Here is a 26,829-nt window from a genome sequence, read left to right as displayed (position 1 = left end):
CGGAGGGGGTCGCCGAATCTGTCGCTCATAAGTACTTTTCGGTCGTGCGGTAAGTAGCCGGTTACGGTGAACCGGTGCTGTACGGACGCGAGAGCGAGCAGGCGCGCATCGACCGGCTGCTGGCCGATGCGCGCGCCGGGCGCAGCGGGGTGCTGGTGCTGCGCGGGGAGCCCGGCGTCGGCAAGACCGCGCTGCTCGACTACGCGGCGGCGCAGGGGTTGGTGACCGTCCGCAGCGCCGGGGTGGAGTCCGAGGCCGAACTGCCCTTCGCCGCATTGCATCTGCTGGCTCGTCCGGCCGCGGCGCTGATCGAGCGGCTGCCCGAACGACAGCGGGCGGCGCTGCTCGGGGCGTTCGGGGTCGGCGAAAGGGCGCCCGGCGACCGGCTGCTCATCGGGCTCGCGGTTCTGTCGCTGCTCGCCGAGGAAGCCGTCGAGCATCCGGTGGTGTGCCTGATCGACGATGCGCACTGGCTGGACCACGCCACCGCGGAAGCCCTGCTCTTCGCGGCCAGGCGACTCGACGCCGAGGGCGTGGTGATCCTCTTCGCCGCCCGCAACGGGCCGGGGGATTTCCCCGCGCCCGGACTGCCCGAACTGGTCGTCGACCCGTTGCCGCACGAATCGGCCGCCGCACTGCTCGACGAACGCACCCCCGGGCTGGCGCCGGATCTGCGGATGCGCGCCCTGGGCGTGGCGGCGGGCAATCCACTCGCACTGCGGGAATTGCCCGCCGTGCTGGCAGCGAGCGCACCGGACGAGGGACCGAATCCGCTGCCGTTGACACAGCGGCTGCACGTCGCCTTCCACGGTCAGGTGAGCCGATTGCCGTCGGCGACAAGGATATTGCTGCTGGTGGCCGCGGCAGCCGGAACCACCGAGACCGGCGTCGTGCTCGCCGCGGCGGCGGAGCTCGGGGCAACGCCCGCGGACCTGGGGCCCGCGGAGGAACTCGGACTGATCACCGGCGACGGCCGGCACCTGCGGCTGCGGCATCCCCTGCTGCGCTCGGCGATCTATCGGGGCGCGCCGTTGAGCGACCGGCTGGCCGCGCACCGCGCGCTCGCCCGCACCATGACCGAGCCCGACCGTGCCGATCTGCGCGCCTGGCATCGGGCGAGCGCGGCCACCGGGCCCGACGAGCGCGTCGCGATCGCGCTGGAGGACACCGCCGAGCGGGCTCGCCTGCGCAACGGTCATCACGGGGCCGTCGCCGCCTACGAACGCGCGGCCGCGCTGAGCACGGATCAGCAGGCGCGAGTCCGCAGGCTGGTCCTCGCCGCGGAAACTGCGGCCGAGGCCGGGCTGTTCGAGTCCGCGGCCAACGCCGCGGCGCGCGCAGGCGCGCTGACCACCGACCCGCTGGTGTCGGCCCGGCTCGAACTGGTGCACGGCAGCGCGGAATTCGGCACCGGGGAACACCGTGCGGCGCACCGGCGATTGCTGGCTGCCGCCGAGGCCGTGACGACCCGGCAGCCCTCCCTCGCCGCGCGCATCCTGACCCAGGCCACGCATGCCGCCTGGTACCTCGGGGAAGACGAACTGGCGCAGACGGCTTCGCGCCTCGGCGCATTGAGCGCGGCCGCCGCCGAGCCGTCCGCGCCGCTCCTGCGCTCACTGCTCGCCGGACTGCACGGCCGCTCGGCGGGCGATCTGCGGGCAGCCGCCGACGCGGTCGGCAGTCCGCGCGATCTCGTGCTGCTGTGCGGAGCCGGGCTGGTGCCCGGGCAGGACGAGCAGGTCCGCGACCTGGCGGCCGATCTCGTCGGGCGGTGCCGCGAGGACGGCCGGATCGGGTTGCTGCCGCCACTGCTGTTCTTCCTGGCCGAGGCGGAGACTTTCTCGGGCCGGCCCGGCGAAGGGATCGTCCTGGCGACCGAGGGCGCGCGGATCGCCGGGGACATCGGGCAGAAACACTGGGTGAGCCAGTTGACGGCGTTCCTCGCCTATCTCGCCGCGCTCGGCGGGCGCGCCGAGGAGTGCGCGGCCGCGGTCGAACAGGCGCTGGCGGAGGAGTTCGGCGGGCCGGGCGCGGCGGGCGCCACCTGGTGCCAGGCCGCGCTGGGCATGCTGGCCCTCGGACACGGACGGGTGGACGAGGCGGTCGGCCGGTTCACCGCGCTCACCGTCGAGCCGGCGCGGCATCAGGTCGTCGGACTGCGCTCGCTGCCGGATCTGATCGAAGCCGCCGTCCGCCTCGGCGACCGGGAACTCGCCGAGGAGGCCCTCACCCGGCTGAGCACATGGGCCCGGGACTGCGAACAGTCCTGGGTCGGCGGCCTGGAGCAACGGAGCCGGGCCCTGCTCACCGAGGGGCGGGCGGCCGGGGACCTGTTCGAGGCCGCGCTCGGGGCGCAACCGCGACCGTTCGAGGAAGCGCGCACCCGCCTGCTGTACGGGGAATGGCTGCGCCGCGCCCGGCGCAAGACCGAGGCGCGCGCGCAGTTGCGCAGTGCGCAGGAGATCTTCGCGGGACTGGGCGCGCGCCCCTGGTCGGAACGTGCCGAGGTCGAACTCGGAGCGCTCGGCGAAGGCGGTACCGCGCGGTCCGGTTCGGGGCCGCTGGCCGGCCTCACGCCACAGGAGCTGCAGATCGTCCGGCTGGCCGCGCGGGGCATGTCCAACCGGGATATCGCCGCGCACCTGTTTCTCAGTCCGCGGACGGTGGGGCATCACCTTTACAAGGCCTATCCGAAGCTGGGCGTCGCCTCCCGCGCCGACCTGGCCGCACTCGCGCTCGACGCGGGCTGACCGTCACCGTCTCGGTGGCGGATCGGCGGCACGGCCTCAGTGCCGGATGGGCGGCGAGAACCGGATCGAGGCCACCGCGTAAGCCGCGCGCACCGACGCCACGGCGGCCGCCGCCAGCACCGCCACCTGAGCCGAGCCGGTCATCAGGCCGAGTACCAGCGCGATCGCCAGCCCGGCGACCACAGCCTCCAGCTTGTACACCGGCCACGCGCTGCCCGCGATGTCGACGGTGGGATGGTGAGCCGTTGCCATATGTTCAGGGTACGCGTGGAGAAAAGTTCGGTCCACCGAACTCGGCGTGACCGGGAACACCCGCGCAGGCCGATCAGTTGTCGCAGTCATGCCATTGATTGGAGAGTACGCACCGAGTTCGTCCGACTGGGCGCGCGAACAGGCCGAGACCTACGAGAATTCCGGCGGCACCGAAGGCGCGACCCTGAACGGCAAGCCGATCATCGTCCTGACCACCAAGGGCGCCAAGACCGGCAAGCTGCGCAAGACCCCGCTCATGCGGGTCGAGCACGACGGGGAGTACGCCGTCGTCGCCTCGCTCGGCGGCGCACCGAAGCATCCCGTGTGGTACTACAACATCAAGGCCGAGCCACACGTCCAATTGCGCGACGGCGAGGCGGTCGCCGACTACACCGCGCGCGAGGTCACCGGCGAGGAGAAGCGGGTGTGGTGGGAACGGGCCGTGGCAGCCTGGCCCGATTACGCCGAGTACCAGAAGAAGACCGACCGCCAGATCCCTGTCTTCGTGCTCACACCGCGCTGACCACGGTCGTCGCCGCTGCCACCCGCCGAACGCACCGCGATCGGCGGGTGGCAGCATAGTCGGGTGACCAATCCCCTGGAACTCGTAGATTCCCCGTCCTCATCTCGCGGTGTCCTCAACGCCGACGAGATCGACGCCGCGGCGAAGCGAATTTCCAGCGTCATCGAGCCGACCCCGCTGCAACTGAGCCCGAGGCTCTCCGCGGCCACCGGAGCGAGGGTCTACCTCAAGCGCGAAGATCTCACCCCGGTCCGCTCCTACAAACTGCGCGGCGCCTACAACCTGATCGTGCAACTCGACGAGCGCGAGCGCGCGGCCGGCGTGGTGACCGCGAGCGCGGGCAACCACGCGCAGGGCGTGGCCTTCGCCTGCCAGGCCATGGGCATCCGCGGCCGGATCTACGTGCCGACCACCACGCCGAAGCAGAAGCGCGACCGGATCCGCGTGCACGGCGGCGAGTTCGTCGAACTCATCGCGGTCGGCGACACCTACGACGCCGCGGCGGCCGCCGCCGCGGCCGACGTCGAGCGCACCGGAGCCACGATGGTCCCGCCGTTCGACGATCCGCGAACCGCCGCCGGGCAGGGCACCATCGCCGTGGAGATCCTCGATCAACTCGACGTGGCGCCCGATCTGGTCGTCGTTCCGGTCGGCGGCGGCGGCTGCCTCGCCGGCATCGGCACCTACCTGCGGGAACGCTCGCCGCAGACGGCCATCCTGGCGGCCGAGCCGGCGGGCGCCGCCTCCATGTCCGCGGCATTGATCGCCGGTGGGCCGGTGACGCTGCCGGAGATCGATCCCTTCGTCGACGGCGCGGCGGTCCGCAGGATCGGCGATCTGCCCTATGCCGCGGTGACCGGGTTCGGCGGACGGGTGGTCAGCCACGGTTCGCTGCCGCTGCTCACCGCCGTCGAATCCCCGCCCGGCACAGGCGCTTTCCGCCTGCTGCAGGTCGACGAGGGCGCCATCTGCACGGCCATGCTCGAGCTGTACCAGAACGAGGGCATCATCGCCGAGCCGGCAGGCGCGCTGGCGACCGCCGCCCTGGCCGAACTGGAGATCCCGGCGGGCGCGACGGTGGTGTGCCTGGTGTCCGGCGGCAACAACGACGTCTCCCGCTACGGCGAGATCATCGAGCGCTCGCTGGTGCACCAGGGGCTCAAGCACTACTTCCTGGTGGACTTCCCGCAGGAGCCGGGCGCGCTGCGCCGCTTCCTGGACGAGGTGCTCGGCCCGGACGACGACATCACCCTGTTCGAATACGTCAAGCGCAACAACCGGGAGACCGGAGCGGCGCTGGTCGGCATCGAACTGGGCACCGCCGATGGCCTCGCGCCGCTGCTCGAACGCGTCGCGGCGTCCCCGCTGCAGTGCGATCGCCTGGAGCCCGGCAGCCCCGCCTACCGCTACCTCACCTGACCCGTCGACGAATCAGGCTGCGCGGCGCAGGGTTTCGGAGGTCTCGCGACCCGCGCCGCGCAGGCTGCTCATGATCAACGGCAGCAGCCACACCGCGATGATCTGGTCGGCGCCCAGCTGACCGAGCGAGAACCGGTTGTGCACGAACCCGACCGACAGCCCCTGGCGCGGATCGGCCCAGCCGAAGCTGCCGCCCAGGCCGATGTGCCCGATCCCGTTGCGCGCGCCCGGCACCGGCATCGAGTGGTAGCCCAGATGCCACATCATCGGCAGGTAGAACAGCGCGCGATCGACGTGATAGGTCCGCACCTTGCCGATCTCGCGCACCGTCGCCGCCGAGAGGTAGCGATTGCCGCCGACCACGCCCTCGCAGGCCAGCGCGTCGTAGACGCTCGCCAGCGCCGACGCGGTGGCCACGGCATTGCCCGCGCCGAGCTCGGTGCTCAGGATCGGGGGCAGCTCGCCTTCGAAGATGCTGTGCGCGCCCGGCAGGAACAGGCACCGCGCGGCCGCGCCGAGCGGGCCGGGCAGCCGCTGCCCGCCACCGAGCACCGCGCTGCCCAGCGGGGTGCCGAGCGCGCCGAACTGGCTGCCCGCGAGCGGCGCGTACTTCGTGGTCGATCCGCCCGGCGGATGTCCCAGGTGCAGCCCGTCGATCGCCAGCGGTTCGGTGACCTCGGTACGGAAGAGCTCACCCATGCCCTTGCCGGTGATCCGGCGGGCCAGGCCGGCGAGCAGCCAGCCGTAGGTGATGGCGTGATAGGTGGGTCGTCCGAGCAGCCGGTCGGGCTTGGCGGCGGCCAGCCTGCGCTCCATCTCCTCGTGGTCGAGCACGTCGGTCATGGCGGTGGCCAGCGGCGGCAGCGCGGACAAGCCCGCGCTGTGGGTCATGACCTGGGCGACGGTGATCCGGGACTTGCCGTTCGCGGCGAATTCCGGCCAGTACTCGGCGACGGGTGCGTGATAGTCGAGTTCACCGCGATCGGCGAGGCGGTGGATGACCGTGGAGGTGATGCCCTTGGTCGCGGAGAAGACGATCGTGCCGGTGTTCTCGGTCCACGGTTCGGTGCCCGCGTCGCCGGTCCAGATGTCGACCAGCGGGACCCCGTGCCGATGCACCGACAGCGCGGCGCCCGCGCCAGGGCGATTGCCGAAGCTCCGGGCGAAGACGCGCAGCAGTCGTTCGAACCCTGGGACTGCGCTTCCGCGCACCGAAGCGTCGTTGCTCATCACTCCACGGTAACGGTGTCCACCGGTTACGGGCAATATGTCCGAATGTCCTGGTGAGGGATCGTTACCGTTCGCCGTCGGGCAGATCGGTCAGCACGACGAACGAATGCGCGGGCACCGTCGTCCCGGTCGGCCCCAGGGTGGGCGGCTCCCAATACAGCAGGCTGCGGCCCGTGACGGGCACCGTCACCGCGTCCTCGGACAGATTGCACACGAGGTGGACACTGCCGCGATGCAGCACGATCCAGCGGGCGTGCTCGTCGAAGTCGACGCGCACGTGCCGTAGCGACGGGTCGGCCAGGTCGGGGCGTTCGCGTCGCAGTGCCAGCAGCGCCCGGTAGCAGGCCAGCAGCCGCGCGTGCTCGGGTTCCTCCGGCTCCTTCCAGTCGAGTTTCGAGCGGGCGAAGGTGGCCGGGTCCTGCGGGTCGGGCACCTCGTCGGCGGTCCAGCCGTGCTCGGCGAACTCGGCCTTGCGACCGGCCGCGGTGGCCGCGCCGATCTCCGGGTCGGTGTGCGAGGTGAAGAACTGGAACGGAGTGCGCGCGCCCCACTCCTCCCCCATGAACAGCATCGGGGTGAACGCCGAGCACAGCACCAGCGCGGCCTTGACGGCCAGTTGGCCGCCGGTGAGGTAGTCGCTCGGCCGGTCGCCGAGGGCCCGATTGCCGATCTGGTCGTGATCGCAGGTGAACGCCACCAGGCGGCTCCCCGGCACCAGCGAGCGGTCCAGCGGGGTGCCGTGGGTGCGGCCGCGGAAGCTGGAATACGTTCCGGCGTGGAAGAATCCGCGCGTCAGCGTCTGGGCCAGACAGGCGAGACTGCCGAAATCGGCGTAGTAGCCCTGCCGCTCCCCCGACACCGCAGTGTGCACGGCATGGTGCAGGTCGTCGTTCCACTGGCCGTCGAGCCCGTAGCCGCCCGCCGCGCGCGGGGTGATCAGCTTCGGGTCGTTGAGATCGCTCTCGGCGATCAGGGTCAACGGCCTGCGGACGTGCGCGGACAGCCGTTCGGTCTCGGCCGCCAGCTCGGCCAGCAGGTGGGTGGCGGTGCGGTCGACCAGCGCGTGCACCGCGTCCAGGCGCAGCGCGTCGATGTGGAAGTCGCGCAGCCACCGCAGCGCATTGTCGAGCACGTATCGGCGCACGTGATCCGAGCCCGGCCCGTCCAGATTCACGCTCTGCCCCCAGGTGTTGCGCCCCTCGCTCAGATAGGGCGCGAACCTCGGCAGATAGTTCCCCGAGGGCCCGAGATGGTTGTAGACGACGTCCAGGCACACCGCCAGCCCCCTGGCATGACAGGCGTCCACGAATCGCTGCAACCCGTCCGGCCCGCCGTAGCCCTCGTGCACCGTGTACCAGAGCACCCCGTCGTAGCCCCAGTTGTGCGTACCGTCGAATCCGTTGACCGGCATCACCTCGACAACGGTCACCCCTAGTTCGACGAGATGATCCAGCTGTTCGATCGCCGCGTCGAAGGTGCCTTCCGGGGTGAAGGCCCCGATGTGCAGTTCGTAGATCACCGCCCCCGCCAGCGGCCGCCCGGTCCACCCCCCATCCGTCCACGCCGCCGCATCCAGCTCGTGCAGCATCGACAACCCGTGCACGCCATCCGGCTGCCGCGGCGAGCGCGGGTCGGGCAACACCGCCGGATCGTCGTCCAACAGGAACCCGTATCGCGCCCCCTCCCCCGCGTCCACCCGCGCCCGCCACCACCCGTCCGGCGACCGCGTCATCCCATGCACGACCCCGTCGACCTGCACCCGAACCGACTCCGGCCGGGGCGCCCACACCTCGAACACCGTCACCGCGCCAGCATCCCACGGGCGGGCGAGGAGTTCATCCGCAACGAACCGGCCATCCGGACCGCATACCGCGCCGAGGCGACGACGAGGCCGTGCGGCGGTAGCGGGGACGGCGGCGACCTGCCACAGTGGACACATGGGCTGGTACGACGACCATGTGGTGCCCCGGCTGGTGAATTGCGTGTGCGGGATGCAGGCCAATGATCAGTACCGGGCGCGGACGTGCGCTGGGCTGCGGGGCCGGGTCGTGGAACTCGGGTTCGGGTCGGGGTTGAACGTGCCGTTCTATCCGGCGACCGTGCAGTCGGTCAGTGCGGTGGAGCCGTCCGATCGGGGGTGGGGCATGGCGGCCGAACGAGTGGCGGTCTCGCGGGTACCGGTCGAGCGGGCGGGGCTGGACGGGGCGGCACTGCCGTTCGAGGACAACAGTTTCGATTCGGCGTTGTCGACATGGACGATGTGCACGATTCCGGAGATCGATGCGGCCCTCGGGCAGGTGCGGCGGGTGCTCGCACCGGGCGGGTCGCTGCACTTCGTCGAGCACGGGCTGGCACCGGATCCGAAAGTCCAGGCCTGGCAGAACCGGCTGAATCCGATCGAAAGGGCCATCGCGGGAGGATGCAATCTCAATCGCGACATCCCGGGGTTGTTGCGGGACAACGGGTTCCGGATCCGGCAACTGGATACCTTCTACGCGCCCGGCCCGAAGTTCATGACCGCCCTGTCGCTCGGAGTGGCGACCGCCGACTGATCGACCGCCGACCGAACAGCCCTCGCGTGGTTTCGCTTTCGCGGCGACGGTCGGCGGTCGCGGGGCGCTTCGCTGTCATCTGTTCGACCGACTGGCTCTCTTTGCGGCATTGACTAAGCTGCGAGAGACCGTTTGCTGCCTGTTCTCGACGACGCGGGCGGCGACAGCGTCCTGGTACGCGGTCGGCGAGGTGCGAGGTAGCGGGGTGGTGGCAGACGACAGCCCGGCGTAGATGCGCCGATCTCCGCCCCTGCCCATCGACCGCGAGGATTCATCAGTGCCGGACGACCGCGAAGCCGCCATCGACGCGAGCGAGATCCTCGAACTCCTGCGCAGGACCGAGGAATTGCTGGACCGCGGAAGATCGGTCGCCGGGCAATTGCGCGCCGCAGCCGACGCCGCCGACTCGGGCCGCCCCGGCGACCTCGACCTCGAATCGGCGACCGGCTGGGTGCGGGAAGCCACCGGCCATCTCGACGACCTCGGCCGCTCCGCGATGGGCTCCCGCTGGACCCACAGCGGATCACTGCACGCGGCCCGCGAGATGTTGGACACCGCCGCACGGGATCTCGACGACTACCACCGTCGCCGGGCCACCGCCGTCGACATCGTGGCCTCCTATCGCGCCAACGGGCTCGACCACCTCATCCCGCAAGCACTGCAGCCGCTGGGCTTCGCCAGTGAGGAGGAGATACACGCGGGGACTTTCTTTGCCCGGAGCGACACCGGATCCGTCCTCGACGGCACCGGACCGGCGTCGGGTCCGATCGATGTCGTCCCGGCTCAGCCGAAAACCGTCCCGGGGCAGCCGGATGCCCGCCCGGCTCCGGCCGACTCCGTCGACGTCGACGTCGACGTCGACGCAGGGAAGGTCGCCCGGGCCGAGGACGCAGCGGCCCCGGAGCCGACGCGAGACGATGATCCGGCGGCAGGAATCGATTCGGCGGCGGACGACGATCCGGCGGCAACGATCCGGTCGCTGGTCGGCGAGCGGGCTGTCGATCGGACGACTCCGGAAGCAGCCGAGGACGACCGCGTGCGGGCCGCCGAGCACGAGGTTGCCACCGCACCCGTGGCACCTATCGAACCGATAGTGGAGCCCGAACCCGCCGACCGCGCGGATACCGGTCCGGCCCCCGAGCGCCCGGCGGCCCCCAAGGACATCGACGGACTGTTCCGCTCCCGACCGCCCCGAGCCGAATCCGGAATCGCCGGCTCGGGTCCCGCCTCCCCCGTCGCCCGGTACGACGCGAGCGCGCGTGCCGCGGCCCCGAAGCGTCCTGCCCCGACCGCCACTCCCACCCCGCCCCCGCGGCCGGAGCCCGCCGCGCCGAGAAGGCCGGCTACGGCACCGATCCCGGAGCAGGTCCGCGCGAACCGCGGGCCCGAGAGCGAGGCGATGAACTACCCGTGGGACACCGGCGCCCCACCCCACATCGCCTCGCTGCTGACCGCGCGCGCCGATGCGGCGGCGGTCCTGCTGGCCGAGGCCGCGAACGAGACCGCGCAGCGCAACCAGATCCTGCGCTTCTTCTGCGCGGCGTTCACCTGCTCACCCACCTACCTCTCGCTCGAACTCTCCCGGGTCGTCCCCACCGACGCCGCGGTGGCCGAACTGCACACCGACGAAGCCAGGGTGCTGCTCGCCGGGGCAGTGCGCTCTGGCCTCAGCCTGGGCTATTTCCCGGTCTCCATCCCGACACTGATCGAACGCTCGGCGCTGGAGCCGGGTATCAGGGAGATCATCGAGATGGCGCGGGAAGCGGGCGTGCGCGGTCTCCGGCTCGGCAACGACGCCGACTCGGGTTCGGCGGCCGGGTCGGCGGCCGAGTGGGAGGCGGCGGGCGAGGAAGCGAGCAACCTGCTCGACACGCTGTCGAAGAAGGTGATCAAGTTCGAGCTCGCGACCAAGGTGCTGCATCACATGGCCCGGCCCGGCCAGTTGATCGGCACGGCGCTGACCGCGATGCGAGGGCTGTCCGACGGTGGGATCGAGGCCGCCGACTTCGACGACGAGCGGTGGCGGGAGGTGTTCGAGGCCGCCGAGATCCTGCAGGACCGCGACGGTCGCGATCGGCTGATCGACACCACGACCAAGGAACTCGTCGACGCGCGGCGCAAGAAGATCATCGCAGGCGCGCGGCGATCTCTGGACAACAATTTCGCCGAGGTGGGCGACATGCTGGTCCGCTTCATCGAGTTGCGTGACAGAGTGCGCAGCTCGAGCGCGCATCACGCGTCCTCGGCGGACCAACTCGCCACCCTGGTGGAGTCCTACCGACCCACTGTCGAACCCAACACGGTCGGCGAAGCCGCACTGCTGCGGCTGCTGAACTGGATGGCGGACCCGAGCGAGGGCCAGTCGCGCGGAGTGCCCCTGGCGACGGTGCTGAACGAGGGCTTGGAGCCGCTGTTCGAGCTGGAACGCGACGAGATGAACGAACCGGTGCGCCCGGCCACCCTCGCGGAGCTGTCGCTGTTGTTCGGCGGGCGGGACGCGGTCACGGTGGTCTCGGGCTATCTCGACAGCGGAAATATCGCCGCCGCGCGGCATTACGTCGCCGAGCACGGGTTGCCGATGCCGGAGGAAGCCTTCGGCGACCAAGCGGCCAGGGCAGAGCATCGCGCGCGCGAGCGGCACAACGCGCAGATCGAGACGATGCGATGGCTCGCGGCGCGCCACCGGGCCCTCTACGAGGACGACCGCGCCCGTGATCTGACCTCGCAGATGCAGTCGCTACTGTCACCCGATCCCGAGCGCTACGATCTCGCCGATCGCGAACTGCACGGCCTGATCGAGGACGGCCGCGCGCATCTGAACGCCTACCGCGACAATCTGCGCGCGCAGGTCCGCGCCCTGGACGCGGCGGCGGAGGACAAGGACAGGCTGCTCGCGCTGATCGACGCCGCGGACGAGGTTCTCGCGGTCGATTTCCTCACCCGGTTGCAGGCCGGTTCGCCGCTGCCCGCCATCGAAGCCGAGACCGCCGACGACTTCACCGCGTTCTTCCCCCGCGTGGTGGAGGCCGCTACGGCGGCGCAGGCGAAAAATCGCCGGGTCGTCACCGCGGTGCGCTCGCTGCTCCGCGCTCCGGGCGCCATCGAGAACCGGCACCTCGACCAGGGCCTGCGCGCATGGGAAGAGCTGCGCGAGACCAAGCGGAGCGGCCAGAAGAACGAGTTCCGGCTGCTGGTCGCCCATGTGCTGCGCATGATCGGCTTGGTACCGCCGAGCCAGAGCTGGCTCAGGGACATCTCCAACACCCAGCGCGCGGGGTTCGCCGCGTTCGAAGCAAAGGCCGCCCCGGTCGACCGGTCCTACGTGCCCGCGCTCGGCACCCAGTCACACGGGCGCTACGACCTGACGCTGGTGTGGCACAACGTGTCCCCGACCCGTCTACTGGAATACATTCCCGAATCACGCCGGACCAGGCCGAACATCATCCTGTACTTCGGCGTGTTGGACACCGAGCAGCGCCGGAATCTACGTGCCCTGGCCACCCCGGGCAAGGGCCGCGGCTTCTCCCCGCTCGTCGTCGACGACGCCGTGATCGCCTGGCTGTCGACTCGGCCGGAGCCGGGCTGGCGGTTCACCCAGCGGGTCACCCTCCCATTCACCGCCTTCAACCCTTACACGCCCTTCGCGGGCGGCGAGGTTCCCGACGAGGTGTTCGTCGGGCGCGAGGTCGAGCGCGCCGCCATCGAATCGCCCACCGGGCCGATGTTCGTCTACGGCGGCCGCCAGCTGGGCAAGTCGGCGCTGCTGCGCCGGGTCGAGCGGATGTTCAACGATCCGCCCGAGGTGGACGAGAACAATCAGAAGGTTCGGCGCACCGGCCGGATAGCGGTCTACATCGATCTCAAGGCGGCCGCGATCGGCGAGATGCTCGAGCCGACCAAGTTGTGGGGCGAGCTGGCCGAACGGCTGAAATCCGCGGGCGTGACCGATGTGGGGCGTGGTTCCAGCGAAGAGGTGGTCTCGCGCTACATCAGGGAATGGCTGGCCGCCGACGACTCCAACCGGCTGCTGCTGTTGCTCGACGAGGCCGACAACTTCCTGACCGCGGACTCCCGGCACGGCCGCAACACCGGCAAGAGCGCCGAATTCCCCACCCTGCAGGGCCTGAAGAAACTGATGGAGTCATCGAACCGGCGGCTCAAGCCGGTCTTCGCCGGTCTGCACCAGGTGCAGCGGTTCCAGGACCTGCCCAACACCCCGATCGGTCACGGTGGTCAGGAGATCCTCATCGGGCCGTTGCGCAGCCAGGACGCCTACGACCTGGTGGTCGACCCGATGCGTGCGCTCGGCTACACGTTCCAGTCCCCCGATGTGGTGTGGCGGCTGCTGCTCTACACCAACTACCAGGCCAGTCTCGTGCAGATCCTGTGCGACGCGCTGGTGCGGCGGATGCAGACCCAGCAGCTGCCGCCCTCGGGCGGACGGATCGAGATCACCGCCCAGCACGTCGACGCGGTCTACGCCGAGCGCGACGTGCGCGACCTGATCGTGCAGCGCTTCCGCTGGACCATCAACCTCGACGCCCGCTACCGGATCATCGCCCTGGTCGTCGCGCTCAACAGCATGGACGCCGAGCCGGGCGCCAGCTTTTCGGTGAGCGAGCTGCGCGAGCAGTGCGAGACCTTCTGGGAGGAGGGGTTCGCGCGCGAGGTGCTGCCCGAGGCGCGGTTCGTCAGCTATCTCGATGAAATGGTAGGTCTCGGCGTCCTGCACCGTCGGGACCAGAACACCGACAGCCAGTGGGGCGAGGACAGCTACGGCTTGCGCAGCCCGCACATTCTCGGCCTTCTCGGCACCAGGCACGCGCTGGACCGGGAGCTCTCGGAAGCCCCGACGCTGCTGGAACTTCCGCACGAGTACAACCCCAGGATGAACCGCCGGGTGCTCGGCGGCGCGACCAGGATCAGTTCGCGCCGTTCCTCGCTCACCGACTTCGATCTCGCGATCCTGCTCAAGCGGGACAAGGGCGTGCCGAAGGTGCGCGTGGTCACGGGCAGCGACGCGCTGGGGCGCGGGCGCGTGGTAGAGGCGCTGACCGGCGCCGCCCGCGAGCAGAATCTGCAGATGCATCTGCTCGGCCCCGGCGACATGCCTGCCGATCCGGCCGAGTACGCCCAGCTGCCACGCGATCTGCTGATCGATCTCGGACACGGCCCGAGCCACGACCTGACCGGACTGACCCGCGCGCTCGGCGCGCGCGGGAACGGCACGACGGTGATCGTGGCCGGTCCCGGCTGCCTGCCGTTCTCGCCGCCCTCCCGCGCGGTCACCGTGGTGCCGTTGCGCCGGTGGTCGATGGAGGAACTGCGTTTCTGGCACGAGACGCCGTTCAACTCCCCGGAGTTGCGTGAGCAGCTGCACTACGTCACCTCCGGTTGGCCGGATCTGGTGGAAGAGGCGATGGAGCACGTGAACAACGGTCGCCAGCCGAAACGGGCGCTCGAACTCGTCGCCGCCTCACTGCGCACCCACGCCCGGGCCGTGGAGTTGCTCGACACGTCCGGGGCGGACCGTCGGGTGGTGACCGCGTGGGCACAGGTGGCCAGCACGTCCGGCGGCTTCGGCCTCGCCGACCCGATCCCGGTCAGCGATGCCGACCTGACCGAGATCCTGGACGGCGACCCACGACCGGCGCTGGAGATGCTGGCGGCGCTGGATCTGGTGGCACACACCGAGGACGGCTGGGCGCTGGACCGGGTGGCGCTGACCGCCGCGGGCACCTTGCTCGGGTGACCATGGACGCCCGCATCTGGCAGCTGCCCGGACCCCGGTCCTTCGTCGACGAGATCACCCTGGGCAACGGCAGGCATGTCGTCGCGACCCTGCCCCGACGATTGTCCGACGACGAGATCTTCGCCGACGAACTCGCCCACGCGGTGCTCGACCGGTTCCGCGGCACGGGCCGCGACGCGCGGCGCATCAGCCCCGACCCTACCCAGTCGGTGCTGGCCGCGGTCTCCGATCTGTGCTGGGAGCCGGTGCCCACGGTGCCGGACCTGCTGGCCAGCTCGGAACTGGCGGACATGGTGCTCGTGCTGGCCGCCGTCGATCTCTCCGAGGCGGCCCGCCGCGATCTGCCGCATCTGCTCGAACGCATCGAGTGCGAGTCCAGGGCGCTGCCGCGCGATGCCAGGCCGACCTTCGTCGTCATCGGCTCTCGCTTCGACCTGCCGTCGTTCCTCGGTGGCGCGCGCAGCGAGGTCGGCCTGGAGTCGGTGTGGTTCTGGGGCCGTATATCCCGGTGGGATGTGGCGGCGCACGTCGCCTCGGCGCAGCGCCGTGAGGACACCGGGCTGCTGGCCGAGGTGCGGCTGGAGACGATCGTCGAAGTGGCGGCCTGGGACATCGACACCGCCGACTACCTGGTCACCCACTGGTGCGGCGATCCGGACCGGCTCTCCACCGTGCTGCGCGACGCACAGGCGGGTGACCCGGTCGATCACGCCGATCTGCCGTCCGAGCGCATCGACGACGTCCCGCCCGCCATGGCACTGGCCGCGTGGGACGCACGGGCGGTGGACTCCTGGCAGCAGCGCCTTCACTGCGGTCCGGCCGCTGTGCTGCGCGCCGAGGACGATCTCGCTCGCGTCGTCTGGGCCGCCCAGGCGCGCGTCCTGTTGCCCTGGATCGAGCAACGACGGGACCGGTTGCAGACGCTGGTGCGCAACGCGCTCGGGGAACGGTTCACTTCCGCAATGAGCCGGACGCTGCCGGACCTCACGCCGGGGGCGCCGATCGAGATCGGGCCGCTCACTCATCTCATCCACTACGAGCGCAGCCTGAGCACCCTGCTCGGTCCGGCCACCCAGCTCAAACGCGCCCGCAATGCCCTCGCCCATCTCACACCGCTGTCGATCTCCGAACAGCGGGCGCTGGTGGAGCGCTGCGAGGAACTGTCCTGACGCACGGCAGCCGCCGGACCGAATGGCCGGCGGCTGCGAAAGCCCGGACCCGGATGGATCAGCGGATTTCGATGTACAGGGTGTAGGTGGCGTTGCCACGCTCGGGGGCCACGTTCACCGCGTAGGTGCCGTCGTAGGGCAGCAGGACCGCGGCCACGTCGTCGGGATAGGCAGTCGTGATGCCGTCGGGGCCGGTGAGGGTGAAGGCGGCGTTGTCCTCGAGGGAGAACAGCGAGATGTCGAGCCACTGGCCGCCGCGGGCGTCGAAGAAGTAGGTGTCGGACTCGCCGCGGATCACCGCGCCGTCGACGACCGTGCCGCTGGTGCCGGGCGCGAACTCGATCTGGGTGAACACGCCCTGGGCATGGGCGGCGCCCGCGCCGGCCAGTCCGATCACGAGGGCCGCGGCGGCGGTGGTGAAAGCGGTGCGGAAGGTACGCGAAAGAGCGGTCATCGTCGGGTTCCGTTACTCGAGAAGGGGTTGTGGACATCAGCGAGTGTGGGGGCCGCCGCTTGGCGAGCGCTTAACATCCGCTGACGACAGTATTGGACTGCTCAGTTCAAAACGTGCACCGGAACGCCGTCGGCGAGGCAGTCCCCGCCTGCGTCGCCGCGCCCGCCGGGGTCTGACGAGGCAGCACCCGGTCCCGGACCTGTGCGGGTCCGGGACCGGCCGCTCTCAGATGGTCAGGCAGCTGGGGCCGAGCAGTGCTTTCAAGTCGCCGAACAGCGCCGAGGACGGTGAGACGCGCAGGCTCTCGGAGAGTTTGAGCATGGTGGTCTTCTCGCGCGCGCCGACGTGGCGGATGTGCACGTCGGAGGTGCCGGGGTGGCGGGCCAGCACGCGCTTGAGCTCGCCGATCTTGTCGGGGGTGCACATGCGGGTGGTCATGGTGACCGCGAGCGGCTTGGCGACGCCGATGGCCGAGAGATCGGGCACGGCGAGGTCGTTGGCGATGAGCGAGATGCGGTCGTCGCGGATCGAGACCCTGGCCTTGACCAGCACCACGGCGTCCTCGACCACATCGGCGCCGTAGACGGAGTAGGCCTGCGGGAAGAACAGCACCTCGATGCCGCCGGTGAGATCCTCGAGCTGGGCCGAGGCCCAGGCCAGGCCGTTCTTGTTGATGCGGCGGTTCACCGAGGCGAGGATGCCGCCGAGGGTCACCTGGGCGCCGTCCTTGACGTCGCCTTCCAGAATGGCCGGGATCTGGGTGTCGGCCTGGGCGGCCAGCACGTGCTCGACGCCGTTGAGCGGATGACCGGAGACGTACAGGCCCAGCATCTCGCGCTCGAGAGCGAGTTTGTGCTTGGACTCCCATTCCTCGTCGGGGACTTTGACATTGAAGATGTCGGCCACCGACTCGTCGGCGTCCATGCCGCCGAACAGGTCGAACTGGCCGATCGCCTCGGCCTTCTTGGTCGACATGACCGCGTCGATGGCATCGGAGTGGATGAGGAACAGGCCCTTGCGCGGGTGCCCGAGCGAGTCGAAAGCGCCTGCCTTGATGAGGGATTCGGTGACCTTCTTGGTGCAGGCGATGGCGTCGATCTTGTTCAGGTAGTCGGAGAAGTCGGTGAACTTCGACTTCTCCTTGCGCGCGGCGATGATCGAGGCCACGACGTTCGTGCCGACATTGCGGACCGCACCGAGACCGAAGCGGATGTCCTTGCCGACCGAGGCGAAGTTCTGCTCGGATTCGTTGACGTCGGGCGGCAGCACGGTGATGCCGAGGCGGCGGCAGTCCGAGAGGTAGACCGCTGCCTTGTCCTTGTCGTCGCCGACGGAGGTGAGCAGACCCGCCATGTACTCGGCCGGATAGTTGGCCTTGAGATAGGCGGTCCAGTAGGAGATCAGGCCGTAGGCGGCGGCGTGCGATTTGTTGAACGCGTAGCCGGCGAACGGGAGAATCGTGTCCCACAGCGCCTTGATGGCGGCCTTCGAATAGCCGTTGGCCTGCATGCCCTCCTCGAAGCCCTCGAACTCCGCGGCCAGCACCTCGGCCTTCTTCTTACCCATCGCGCGGCGCAGGATGTCTGCTCGTCCGAGCGAGTACCCGGCCACTTTCTGGGCGACGTGCATGATCTGCTCTTGGTAGACGATCAGGCCGTAGGTCTCGCCGAGGATGTCCTTCAACGGCTCGGCCAGCTCCGGATGGATCGGCTTGACCTCTTGCCTGCCGTTCTTGCGGTCGGCGTAGTCGTTGTGCGCGTTCATGCCCATCGGGCCGGGGCGGTACAGCGCGCCGACGGCGACGATGTCCTCGAAGGCGGTGGGCTGCATGCGGCGCAGCAGGTCGCGCATGGGGCCGCCGTCGAGCTGGAAGACGCCGAGGGTGTCGCCGCGGGAGAGCAGTTCGTAGGTCGGTTTGTCGTCGAGCGGCAGGGTGTCCATGTCCAGCTCGATGCCGCGATTGGCCTTGATGTTGTCCAGCGCGTCACCGATGACGGTGAGGTTGCGCAGGCCGAGGAAGTCCATCTTCAGCAGGCCGATGGCCTCGCAGGACGGATAGTCCCAGCCGGTGATCAGCGCGCCGTCCTGCGGCCGCTTCCACAGCGGGATCGCCTCCATCAGCGGATCACAGGACATGATGACCGCGCAGGCGTGCACGCCCGCGTTGCGGATCAGGCCCTCGAGGCCGCGCGCGGTCTCGTAGATCTTGGCGATGTCGGGATTGTTGTTGATGAGTTCGCGGACCTCGGCGGCTTCCTTGTACCGCTCGTGATCGGGATCGGTGATGCCCGAGACCGAGATGTCCTTGGCCATGATCGGCGGCGGCAGCGCCTTGGTGATCTGGTCGGCGATGGCGAAGCCCGGCTGGCCGAACAGCACTCGCGCGGAGTCCTTGATCGCGGCCTTGGTCTTGATGGTGCCGAAGGTGATGACCTGGGCGACCCGGTCGGTGCCCCACTTCTCGCTCGCGTAGCGGACCATCTCACCGCGGCGGCGATCGTCGAAGTCGATATCGATATCGGGCATCGACACGCGCTCGGGGTTGAGGAACCGCTCGAAGAGCAGACCGTGCGGCAGCGGGTCGATATTGGTGATGCCGAGCGCGTAGGCGACCAGCGAGCCCGCCGCCGAGCCGCGGCCGGGACCGACGCGGATGCCGACCTCGCGGGCGTGGTTGATCAGGTCGCCGACGACGAGGAAGTAGGCCGGGAAGCCCATCTCCAGGATGACGCCGATCTCGTAGTCGGCGCGCTCGACGTATTCGCGCGGCGGGCCGTCGGGGAACCGGCGACGCAGTCCGAGCTCGACTTCACGGCGCAGCCAGCTGGCCTGATCGTGGCCCTCGGGCACCGGGAAGATCGGCATCCGGTCGCGGTGCGCCCAGACCTCCTCGTAGGACTGCACACGCTCGCCGATGAGCACGGTGTTGTCGCAGGCGCCGGGCACTTCGGCGTCCCACAGCGCGCGCATCTCCTCGGCGGACTTGAGGTAGTAGCCGTCACCGTCGAACTTGAAGCGGGTCGGGTCGCTGAGCGTCTTGCCGGTCTGGATGCACAGCAGCGCCTCGTGGTTGGTCGACTGGTCCTTGGTGACGTAATGGCAGTCGTTGGTCGCCAACGGCCGGATACCGAGCTTGCGCCCCACCTCGAGCAGGCCCTCGCGCACCCGCCGTTCGATGGACAGCCCGTGGTCCATGAGTTCGAGGAAGAAATTGTCCTTGCCGAAGATCTCCTGCCACTTCGCGGCGGCCTCCAGTGCCTCGCGCTCGTGGCCGAGCCGCAGGCGGGTCTGCACCTCGCCGGAGGGGCAGCCGGTGGTGGCGATGATGCCTTCGGCGTGCTGGGCGATGATCTCCTCGTCCATCCGCGCCCACTTGCCGAGCTGGCCCTCGAGGGAGGCCAGGCTGGACAGTTTGAACAGGTTGCGCAGGCCGGTCGCGTTCTCGGCGACCATCGTCATGTGGGTGTAGGCGCCGGAGCCGGAGACGTCGTCGCTCTTCTGGCTGGGATCGCCCCACTGCACGCGCTTGGTGTCGAACCGGGAGCCGGGCGCGATGTAGGCCTCGATGCCGATGATCGGCTTGATGCCCGCCTTCTTGGCCGAGTTGTAGAACTCGCTGGCGCCGTACATGTTGCCGTGGTCGGTCATGCCTACGGCGGTCATTCCCAGCCGGTCGGCCTCGCTGAACAGCGGGGAGATCTTCGCCGCGCCGTCGAGCATCGAGTACTCGGTGTGGTTGTGCAGGTGAACGAACGATCCGGACGAGGCGGCCAAGACGATTCATCCCTCCCATGGGTCGCGGCGGGGGTTGGGCACTGAGTCTAAGCCGACCGAGGGACAGGATTTGCCACCGCCACACGTGCGCCCGGCCGGTGCCCGCGCGTCACCTGGCAGGGTCCCGCGTGTCGCGAGAAAGATCACTCGCACCGGCGCGTCCGACGTGCCGCGGCACCGAAGCCGGATATCTCGAGGCCGGGCATCGGGCCTCCGGTATATCGATGGTCCGATGTGGCGCTGCGCCCCGGCACGGATAATCGGGCCATGGTCGGGCGAGGTCGCGGAGCGAGACGGTGACGGCGGGGGGTGTCGTGGCGGTCGCGCTCGTGGCGCTCGGCCTGGCGTTGCTGGTGTGGCTGCGCACGCGGCGGGTGGTGACCACGCCCGCCGAGCGCGCCGTGCATTCGGCGCTGCACACCGCCTCGCTGGCCGCGGTGCCCTTGCGGCGCGGACTCACCGAGGACTCGGCGCAGGAAGCGGCGCCGCACCTGCGCGCGCTGACGAGTGCCGCGGCCCTGGGTGTGGCCACGGCGGACGGGACGGTGCTGGCGTGGGACGGGCCGCACGGCGACCTGGCCGACGAGTTCGCCGACGCCGCCCGCCGCGCCGTTTCCGGGGAGCGGCCGGTCCTGGTGAACATCCCGGGGGCGGAGCACAGCGCCCGCACGCTGGTCGCCCAGCCGCTGCTGATCGACAACGGCCCTGCGGCGGGCGCGCTCGGCATCGTCACCGGCGACAAGCCGGGGCCGGGGACGCTCGGCGCGCTGGCCGAGGTGGCGCGATACGCGTGCGGTCAGCTGGAGCTCGCCGAACTCGACGCCTCGCGAGCCCGCCTGGACCGGGCCGAGGTGCGGGCGTTGCGCGCGCAGATCAGTCCGCATTTCATCTACAACGCGCTCAACACCATCGCCTCGTTCGTGCGCACCGATCCGAGCCGGGCCAGGGAACTGATCCTGGAATTCGCCGACTTCACCCGCTATTCCTTCCGCGCCGCGGGCGAGTACACGGTGCTGTCGGAGGAACTGCGCAATATCGAGCGCTATCTCGCGTTGGAGCGGGCGCGCTTCGGTGAGGCGCTGCAGGTGCGGCTGCTGATCGCGCCGGAGGTGCTCGGCGTGGTGCTGCCGTTCCTGGCGTTGCAGCCGCTGGTCGAGAACGCGGTGCGGCACGGGATCGCGGGCAGGCCCGGGGGCGGGACGATCACCATCGAGGCGAGCGACGCGGGCACCGACTGCCTGATCAGCGTGGAGGACGACGGCGCGGGCATGGACCCGGAGCTGCTGCGGTCGGGCGCGCTGGACGCGATCGCCGCCGGGCCCGCGGGGGCGGAGGAGACCGCGCACGTGGGGCTGTCCAACGTCGACGACCGGCTGCGGGCGGCCTTCGGCAACGACTACGGCCTGGTCGTGGAGACCGCGCCGGGGGCGGGCACCAAGGTCAGCCTGCGGGTGCCGAAGTTCCGGGCCGGGGTGCGGGCATGAGCTGGACCTCCCCCGCCACCCTGTGACACCCCCTACGATGGACGAACCGTGACCGAGGGACCGACCGTGACGCAGCACACCGGTGGCTCGGCGGGCGCCCTGCGGGTGCTCGCCGTCGACGACGAACAGCCCGCCCTGGACGAACTCGTCTATCTGCTGCGCGAGCGCCCGGAGATCGGTGAGATCCACGCCGCGGGCGAAGCGACCGGCGCGCTGCGACTGCTGCGCACCCACCCGGTCGACGCGGTCTTCCTCGACATCGACATGCCGGGACTGGACGGCATGGAACTGGCGGGCATCCTCGGCGAATTCGCCAACCCGCCCGCGGTGATATTCGTGACCGCCCACGACGATCGCGCGGTCGGCGCATTCGACCTGGGCGCGCTGGACTACCTGCTCAAGCCGCTGCGCGAGGCGCGGCTGGCCGAAGCGGTCCGGCGCATCGGACAGGCACGCGCCACCGGGCCGCGGCCGGACCGGCGGCAGGACCCCAACGAGGTGATCCCGGTGGAGCTCGGCGGTGTCACCACGCTGGTGAACCGCTCCTCGGTGAGCTGGGTGGAGGCAGACGGCGACTACGCCCGGCTGCACACCACCGCAGGCTCCCATCTGGTGCGGATTCCGCTGTCGGCCCTCGAATCGCGCTGGGAGGACGCCGGTTTCCTGCGGGTGCACCGCTCCTATCTGGTGGCGTTGCGGCTCGTGACCGGTTTGCGCACGGTCGGCAGCAGCACGCTGGTGTGCCTGCGCGGCGAGGGCGAGGCGGCGGCGGTGGAGCTGCCGGTGGCGCGACGGCAGGTGCGCGAACTCAAGCAGCGGCTCGTGCCCGGGTCCCGGCAGGCGCGGCCGAAGAGCGGGCCGAACCGGTGAGCGGGCCCGTGCCACCTCGTGCCGAGGCCGGTATCGCCGCGGACGGGGTGGAGCCGGTACCGGGATGCGCCGACGCCGAGGCTGCCGCTCGCCGGCACGGACCGCCGCGGGAGTCGCGATCGCAAGCAGGACGGCGAACCGGACGAATGCGGTCGCGACCCAGCGGCACGACGACCGCTGCCGGGGCGCGATCATGACGGGCCCGGGTCGACCGCAGCGCGAGCGGGTGGTGCTGGCCGGAAGACAGGGCGCTCGGCGGATGCCGACCCGGGGCGAGATGGTCGAGCAGACCGAGATCGGCGAGGCGCTGATAGACGGGCTGATCCGCGCCCAGCTGGGGCTGGCGGTGCGCTGCGCTCTGGTGACCGTGCTGGTGCTGGGATCGCTGCCGCTGCTGTTCACCGCGACACCGCTCGGGTCGATGCGGGTGGCGGGGATGAACCTGCCGTGGCTGATCCTCGGGGTCGCGGTGTATCCGGCGCTGATGCTGGTGGGCAGGCTCTATCTGCGCTGGGCCGAGCGCAACGAGTCCGATTTCCTCGATGTCACCCGGGACTAACGTGCAGGCGCAGGCACTCACGGTGGCGGCGTTGCTGCTCGCGGCGATCGCGACGGTGGCGATCGGCGCGTACGGTGTGCGGCTGGCGCGCACCACCTCCGATTTCCTGGTCGCCTCGCGCAGTGTCGGGCCGGGCTGGAATGCCGCCGCGATCTCCGGTGAATATCTCTCCGCCGCGTCGTTTCTCGGCGTCGCCGGGCTGATCGCCAAGTACGGCGCGGACGCGCTGTGGTATCCGGTGGGATTCACCGCGGGCTATCTCGGGCTGCTGATGTTCGTGGCGGCGCCGCTGCGCCGGTCCGGTGCCTACACGGTGCCCGACTTCGCCGAATTCCGGCTCGGGTCGGTGACCTTGCGCAGGCTGGCCGCCGTGGTGGTGGTGCTGGTGTGCGCGGTGTATCTGATCCCCCAGTTCCAGGGCGCGGGCCTGACTCTGCGAATTCTGCTCGGGCTGCCGAGCTGGGTGGGCGCGCTCGCGGTGGGGGCCATCGTGATCGCGAATGTGGCCGGCGGCGGGATGCGCTCGATCACGCTGGTGCAGGCGTTCCAGTACTGGCTGAAACTGACGGCCGTGGCCCTGCCCGCGCTGGTGCTGTTCGGCTACTTCCTCGGCACGCCCCGCGAGATCGGCACGCCCGCGCCGCCGGTGGTGGCCGAGCAGACCACCGTCGAGGTCAGCACCGACGTGCTGGTGCAGGTGTCGGCGCCACAGGAGGTCACCCTCACCGGCAGCCTGGACGGCCGGGTGGTCGACGGTGTGGTGGTGCTCCCGCCCGGCACCCATGAACTGGCCGCGGACACCGAACTGGTGCTGCCCGCGGGCGCGACCGTTCCGGTGGTAGCGGGCGCACCCGCCGACGGCGCGAGCTGGCTGCTGCCGGGCGGCGGGCTGGGCGGCCCGCACCCCACCTATCAGGTGTTCTCGCTGATCATCGCGACATTCCTCGGCACCATGGGATTGCCGCACGTGCTCGTGCGCTTCTACACCAATCCCGACGGCCGGGCCGCCCGCGCCACCGCGCTGGCGGTGATCGGTCTGGTCGGATTGTTCTACCTGTTCCCGATCCTGCTGGGTGTCTTCTCCCGTCTGTACGTTCCGCAGCTGCTGCTCACCGGCACCTCCGACGCCGCGGTGCTGTTGCTCCCCGGCTCGGTGCTGGCCGGACTGCCCGGACAGCTGATCGCGGCATTGGTGGCGGCGGGGGCCATCGCGGCTTTCCTGTCCACCTCGTCGGGCCTGCTGGTGAGCATCGCCGGCGTGCTGAGCACCGACATGCTGCGCGGGCGGGTCAGGGACTTCCGGGTGGCGGCGATCACGGCGGGCGGTGTGCCGCTCGCTCTTTCGCTGACGGTGGTGTCGCTGGATCTGTCGCGCACGGTGGGTCTGGCGTTCGCGGTGGCGGCCTCCACGCTGGGTCCGCTTCTGGTGCTCGGCATCTGGTGGCGGGGGCTCACGGCCCGGGGCGCGGCCGCCGGCCTGTGCGTGGGCGGGCTGCTCTCCGGAGCGGCGACCGCGGTCTCGGTGCTCGGCGGGGCGCCGGAGACGGTCGCGGGCGGGTGGCTCGCGGCGTTGCTCGGCTATCCCGCGGCGATCAGTGTGCCCTCGGCGTTCCTGACCATGATCGTCGTCAGCAAGTTCACCCGTGGTCAGCCGGCCACCCAGGTGCGCGGGGTGTTCGTGCGGATGCACGCGCCCGAGCGGCTCGGCATGGGATCGGACCGCGAACCGGGCTCGCGCGAAGTCTGATCGCCGCCCGGGGACACCGCTACCACCGGACCGTCCGTCGACCGTTCGTCGCGCCACGGCGACCGTTCACCGCACAGATCCGCACCTTCACAGAGTGACTCCCGCCACAGTATTCAGCCGACATGACCGCGGTTATACGTTCGCAGCACAGTAATCCACATCACATGTCAGGAACTGCCATGACAATTGACCTCGACGGGACCGCGACGCCGCGGGTTCCCAGCGCCGAGGAGTTCGCGCGGGCGCAGGCGAGCCCGGAATTCCAGGAGTTGCGTAACCGGCTGCGCCGCTTCGTGTTTCCGATGACCGCGCTGTTTCTGGTGTGGTATCTCGGCTACGTGCTGCTCGGCGCGTACGCGCACGACTTCATGGCCACCCCGGTGGTCGGCAATATCAATGTCGGCCTGGTGCTGGGTCTGGCGCAGTTCCTGACCACCTTCGCGATCACCGGCGCCTACGTCCGCTTCGCCAACCGTGAACTCGATCCGCGCGCGGCCGCCATCCGCGCCGAACTGGAAGGCGGGCAGGCATGAGCACCTCGGTACTCGCCGCGGGCACCGTCGGCAATCCGGTCGCCAATATCGCCATCTTCGCCCTCTTCGTGGCAGTGACGATGGTGGTGGTGATCCGGGCCAGCCGCAACAACGCCACCGCCAGCGACTATTTCACCGGCGGTCGCGGCTTCTCCGGCCCGCAGAACGGCATCGCCATCGCGGGCGACTATCTCTCGGCCGCCAGTTTCCTCGGCATCGCGGGCGCCATCGCGGTCTACGGCTACGACGGGTTCCTGTACTCGATCGGCTTCCTCGTGGCCTGGCTGGTGGCGCTGCTGCTGGTCGCCGAAATGCTGCGCAACACCGGCAAATTCACCATGGCCGATGTGCTCAGCTTCCGGCTGCGCGAACGCCCGGTGCGCACCGCCGCGGCGCTGTCCACACTGACTGTCTCGCTGTTCTATCTGCTCGCGCAGATGGCGGGTGCGGGCGGCCTGGTCGCGCTGCTGCTCGATATCGACAGCCGGGCCGGGCAGTCGCTGGTCATCGCGGTCGTCGGCGTGCTGATGATCGTGTACGTACTGGTCGGCGGCATGAAGGGCACCACCTGGGTGCAGATCATCAAGGCCGTACTGCTCATCACCGGCGCGGCGGTCATGACCCTGATCGTGCTGGCGAAGTTCTCCTTCGACATCTCCGGCCTGCTCGGTTCCGCCCAGGAGATGATCAACGGCTCGGCCAACGAGGCGGTCGCCTCCCGTGACGTCCTGGCGCCGGGCGCCCAGTACGGCGGCAGCGAGACCTCCAAGCTGAACTTCTTGTCCCTCGGCCTGGCCCTGGTACTCGGCACCGCCGGCCTGCCGCACGTGCTGATGCGCTTCTACACCGTCCCCACCGCCAAGGAAGCGCGACGCTCGGTGGTGTGGGCGATCGCTCTGATCGGCGCGTTCTACCTGTTCACCCTGGTGCTCGGCTACGGCGCCGCCGCCATCGTCGGCCCGGACCGCATCCTGGCCGCTGCCGGTGGACAGAACTCGGCGGCCCCGCTGCTGGCGTTCGAACTCGGCGGCGTGCTGCTGCTCGGCATCATCTCAGCGGTGGCCTTCGCGACCATCCTCGCCGTGGTGGCCGGTCTGACCATCACGGCCTCGGCCTCCTTCGCCCACGACATCTATGCCAGCGTTCTCGAGGGCGGCAAGGCCGACGAGCAGGCGCAGGTGCGGGTCTCGCGGATCACCGCGGTGGTGATCGGCCTGCTGGCCATCGGCCTGGGCATCCTGGCCAACGGTCAGAACATCGCCTTCCTGGTGGCGCTCGCGTTCGCGGTCGCGGCGGCGGCGAACCTGCCGACCATCGTGTACTCGCTGTTCTGGAAGCGGTTCAACACCCGGGGCGCGCTGTGGAGCATGTACGGCGGCCTGATCTCGACCATCGTGCTGATCGTGTTCTCCCCCGCGGTGTCGGGCAGCAAGACGGCCATGCTGCCGAGCCTGGACTTCGACTGGTTCCCGCTGTCCAACCCCGGCATCGTGTCCATCCCGCTGGCATTCGCGCTCGGCATCGCGGGCACCCTGCTCGGCGGTGGCAGGCCGGAGGATCCGGAGAAGGCCGTGGAGATGGAGGTGCGCTCCATCACCGGCGTGGGCGCGGAGAAAGCGGTCGCGCACTGACCCGAATCGCCTGAGACATCCACCGAATTCGTTCCCGGGTCCGCCGCACCGGGCCCGGGAACGCCCGTAACACCCGACAGGAGAACGACGTTGACCAGTGCCGGAATCGACCACGAAGCTGCCGCCCTCG

At 70.1% G+C, this 26,829-nt stretch carries 17 protein-coding genes; 12 read left to right on the top strand and 5 right to left on the bottom strand.

Annotated features, from left to right (window positions below):
* Positions 1-74: 74 nt before the first annotated feature.
* On the top strand, positions 75-2,750 hold the full coding sequence (locus tag ON26_RS08450) for an ATP-binding protein (protein ID WP_040795465.1): 2,676 nt from the start codon (positions 75-77) through the stop codon (positions 2,748-2,750).
* Between the two features lie 36 nt (positions 2,751-2,786).
* Here ON26_RS08450 and ON26_RS08445 read toward each other — a convergent pair whose 3' ends face one another.
* Complete coding sequence (locus tag ON26_RS08445) at positions 2,787-3,002, bottom strand: MAPEG family protein (protein WP_040795464.1); 216 nt, start codon at positions 3,000-3,002, stop codon at positions 2,787-2,789.
* 88 nt (positions 3,003-3,090) lie between these two features.
* Between ON26_RS08445 and ON26_RS08440 the strand changes: the two genes are divergently transcribed.
* Together ON26_RS08440 and ilvA are read left to right on the top strand one after the other, a co-directional pair.
* Complete coding sequence (locus tag ON26_RS08440) at positions 3,091-3,525, top strand: nitroreductase family deazaflavin-dependent oxidoreductase (protein WP_040795463.1); 435 nt, start codon at positions 3,091-3,093, stop codon at positions 3,523-3,525.
* A 63-nt stretch (positions 3,526-3,588) separates the two neighbouring features.
* Entirely contained in the window at positions 3,589-4,944 is a 1,356-nt protein-coding gene (gene ilvA / locus ON26_RS08435) for a threonine ammonia-lyase IlvA (protein WP_040795462.1), read from the top strand.
* A gap of 12 nt (positions 4,945-4,956) precedes the next feature.
* On the opposite strand, the gene ON26_RS08430 is transcribed toward ilvA, so the two are convergent.
* Together ON26_RS08430 and treZ are read right to left on the bottom strand one after the other, a co-directional pair.
* Complete coding sequence (locus ON26_RS08430; RefSeq protein WP_040795461.1) at positions 4,957-6,174, bottom strand: serine hydrolase domain-containing protein; 1,218 nt, start codon at positions 6,172-6,174, stop codon at positions 4,957-4,959.
* Positions 6,175-6,238: 64 nt separating this feature from the next.
* Complete coding sequence (gene treZ / locus ON26_RS08425; RefSeq protein ID WP_040795460.1) at positions 6,239-7,978, bottom strand: malto-oligosyltrehalose trehalohydrolase; 1,740 nt, start codon at positions 7,976-7,978, stop codon at positions 6,239-6,241.
* Between the two features lie 133 nt (positions 7,979-8,111).
* Here treZ and ON26_RS08420 point away from each other — a divergent pair, with 133 nt between their 5' ends.
* From ON26_RS08420 to ON26_RS08410, 3 genes are all read left to right on the top strand, one after another.
* A complete protein-coding gene (locus tag ON26_RS08420) occupies positions 8,112-8,726 on the top strand; it encodes a class I SAM-dependent methyltransferase (protein ID WP_040795459.1) in 615 nt (204 codons plus the stop codon).
* A gap of 277 nt (positions 8,727-9,003) precedes the next feature.
* Positions 9,004-14,478: an AAA family ATPase gene (locus ON26_RS08415; protein WP_040795458.1), complete on the top strand. Its 5,475-nt coding sequence runs from the start codon at positions 9,004-9,006 to the stop codon at positions 14,476-14,478.
* The gene (locus ON26_RS08410; protein ID WP_040795457.1) at positions 14,475-15,647 is read left to right on the top strand and encodes a hypothetical protein; all 1,173 of its coding nucleotides are present in this window, start codon (positions 14,475-14,477) and stop codon (positions 15,645-15,647) included. The genes ON26_RS08415 and ON26_RS08410 overlap by 4 nt, the downstream gene beginning before the upstream one ends.
* 58 nt (positions 15,648-15,705) lie before the next feature.
* Here the strand turns inward: ON26_RS08410 and ON26_RS08405 are convergent, their stop codons facing one another.
* Both ON26_RS08405 and dnaE read right to left on the bottom strand, forming a co-directional pair.
* Positions 15,706-16,101, bottom strand: a complete 396-nt coding sequence (locus ON26_RS08405; RefSeq protein WP_040795456.1) for a hypothetical protein — start codon at positions 16,099-16,101, stop codon at positions 15,706-15,708.
* Positions 16,102-16,326: 225 nt separating this feature from the next.
* The gene (gene dnaE / locus ON26_RS08400) at positions 16,327-19,875 is read right to left on the bottom strand and encodes a DNA polymerase III subunit alpha (protein WP_040795455.1); all 3,549 of its coding nucleotides are present in this window, start codon (positions 19,873-19,875) and stop codon (positions 16,327-16,329) included.
* 296 nt (positions 19,876-20,171) lie between these two features.
* Between dnaE and ON26_RS08395 the strand changes: the two genes are divergently transcribed.
* The 6 genes from ON26_RS08395 (at position 20,172) to ON26_RS08370 (ending at position 26,699) form a co-directional block, all read left to right on the top strand.
* Positions 20,172-21,359, top strand: a complete 1,188-nt coding sequence (locus tag ON26_RS08395) for a sensor histidine kinase (RefSeq protein WP_040795454.1) — start codon at positions 20,172-20,174, stop codon at positions 21,357-21,359.
* A gap of 48 nt (positions 21,360-21,407) precedes the next feature.
* A complete protein-coding gene (locus ON26_RS08390; RefSeq protein ID WP_245545773.1) occupies positions 21,408-22,229 on the top strand; it encodes a LytR/AlgR family response regulator transcription factor in 822 nt (273 codons plus the stop codon).
* Positions 22,230-22,422: 193 nt separating this feature from the next.
* Entirely contained in the window at positions 22,423-22,788 is a 366-nt protein-coding gene (locus ON26_RS08385; RefSeq protein ID WP_083883940.1) for a hypothetical protein, read from the top strand.
* Positions 22,772-24,535, top strand: coding sequence for a sodium/solute symporter (locus tag ON26_RS08380; protein WP_040795452.1), 1,764 nt, complete (start codon positions 22,772-22,774; stop codon positions 24,533-24,535). The genes ON26_RS08385 and ON26_RS08380 overlap by 17 nt, the downstream gene beginning before the upstream one ends.
* A gap of 179 nt (positions 24,536-24,714) precedes the next feature.
* Complete coding sequence (locus ON26_RS08375) at positions 24,715-25,068, top strand: DUF485 domain-containing protein (protein ID WP_040795451.1); 354 nt, start codon at positions 24,715-24,717, stop codon at positions 25,066-25,068.
* The gene (locus tag ON26_RS08370; RefSeq protein ID WP_040795450.1) at positions 25,065-26,699 is read left to right on the top strand and encodes a monocarboxylic acid transporter; all 1,635 of its coding nucleotides are present in this window, start codon (positions 25,065-25,067) and stop codon (positions 26,697-26,699) included. Before ON26_RS08375 ends, ON26_RS08370 begins: the two co-directional genes overlap by 4 nt.
* Positions 26,700-26,829: the final 130 nt, after the last annotated feature.

Source organism: Nocardia higoensis NBRC 100133 (assembly GCF_000308595.1).
In the GTDB taxonomy this organism is placed as follows: Bacteria; Actinomycetota; Actinomycetes; order Mycobacteriales; family Mycobacteriaceae; genus Nocardia; species Nocardia higoensis.
The sequence above is the reverse complement of the archived record's forward strand: the minus strand, read 5'-3'. Positions and strand labels throughout refer to the sequence as shown.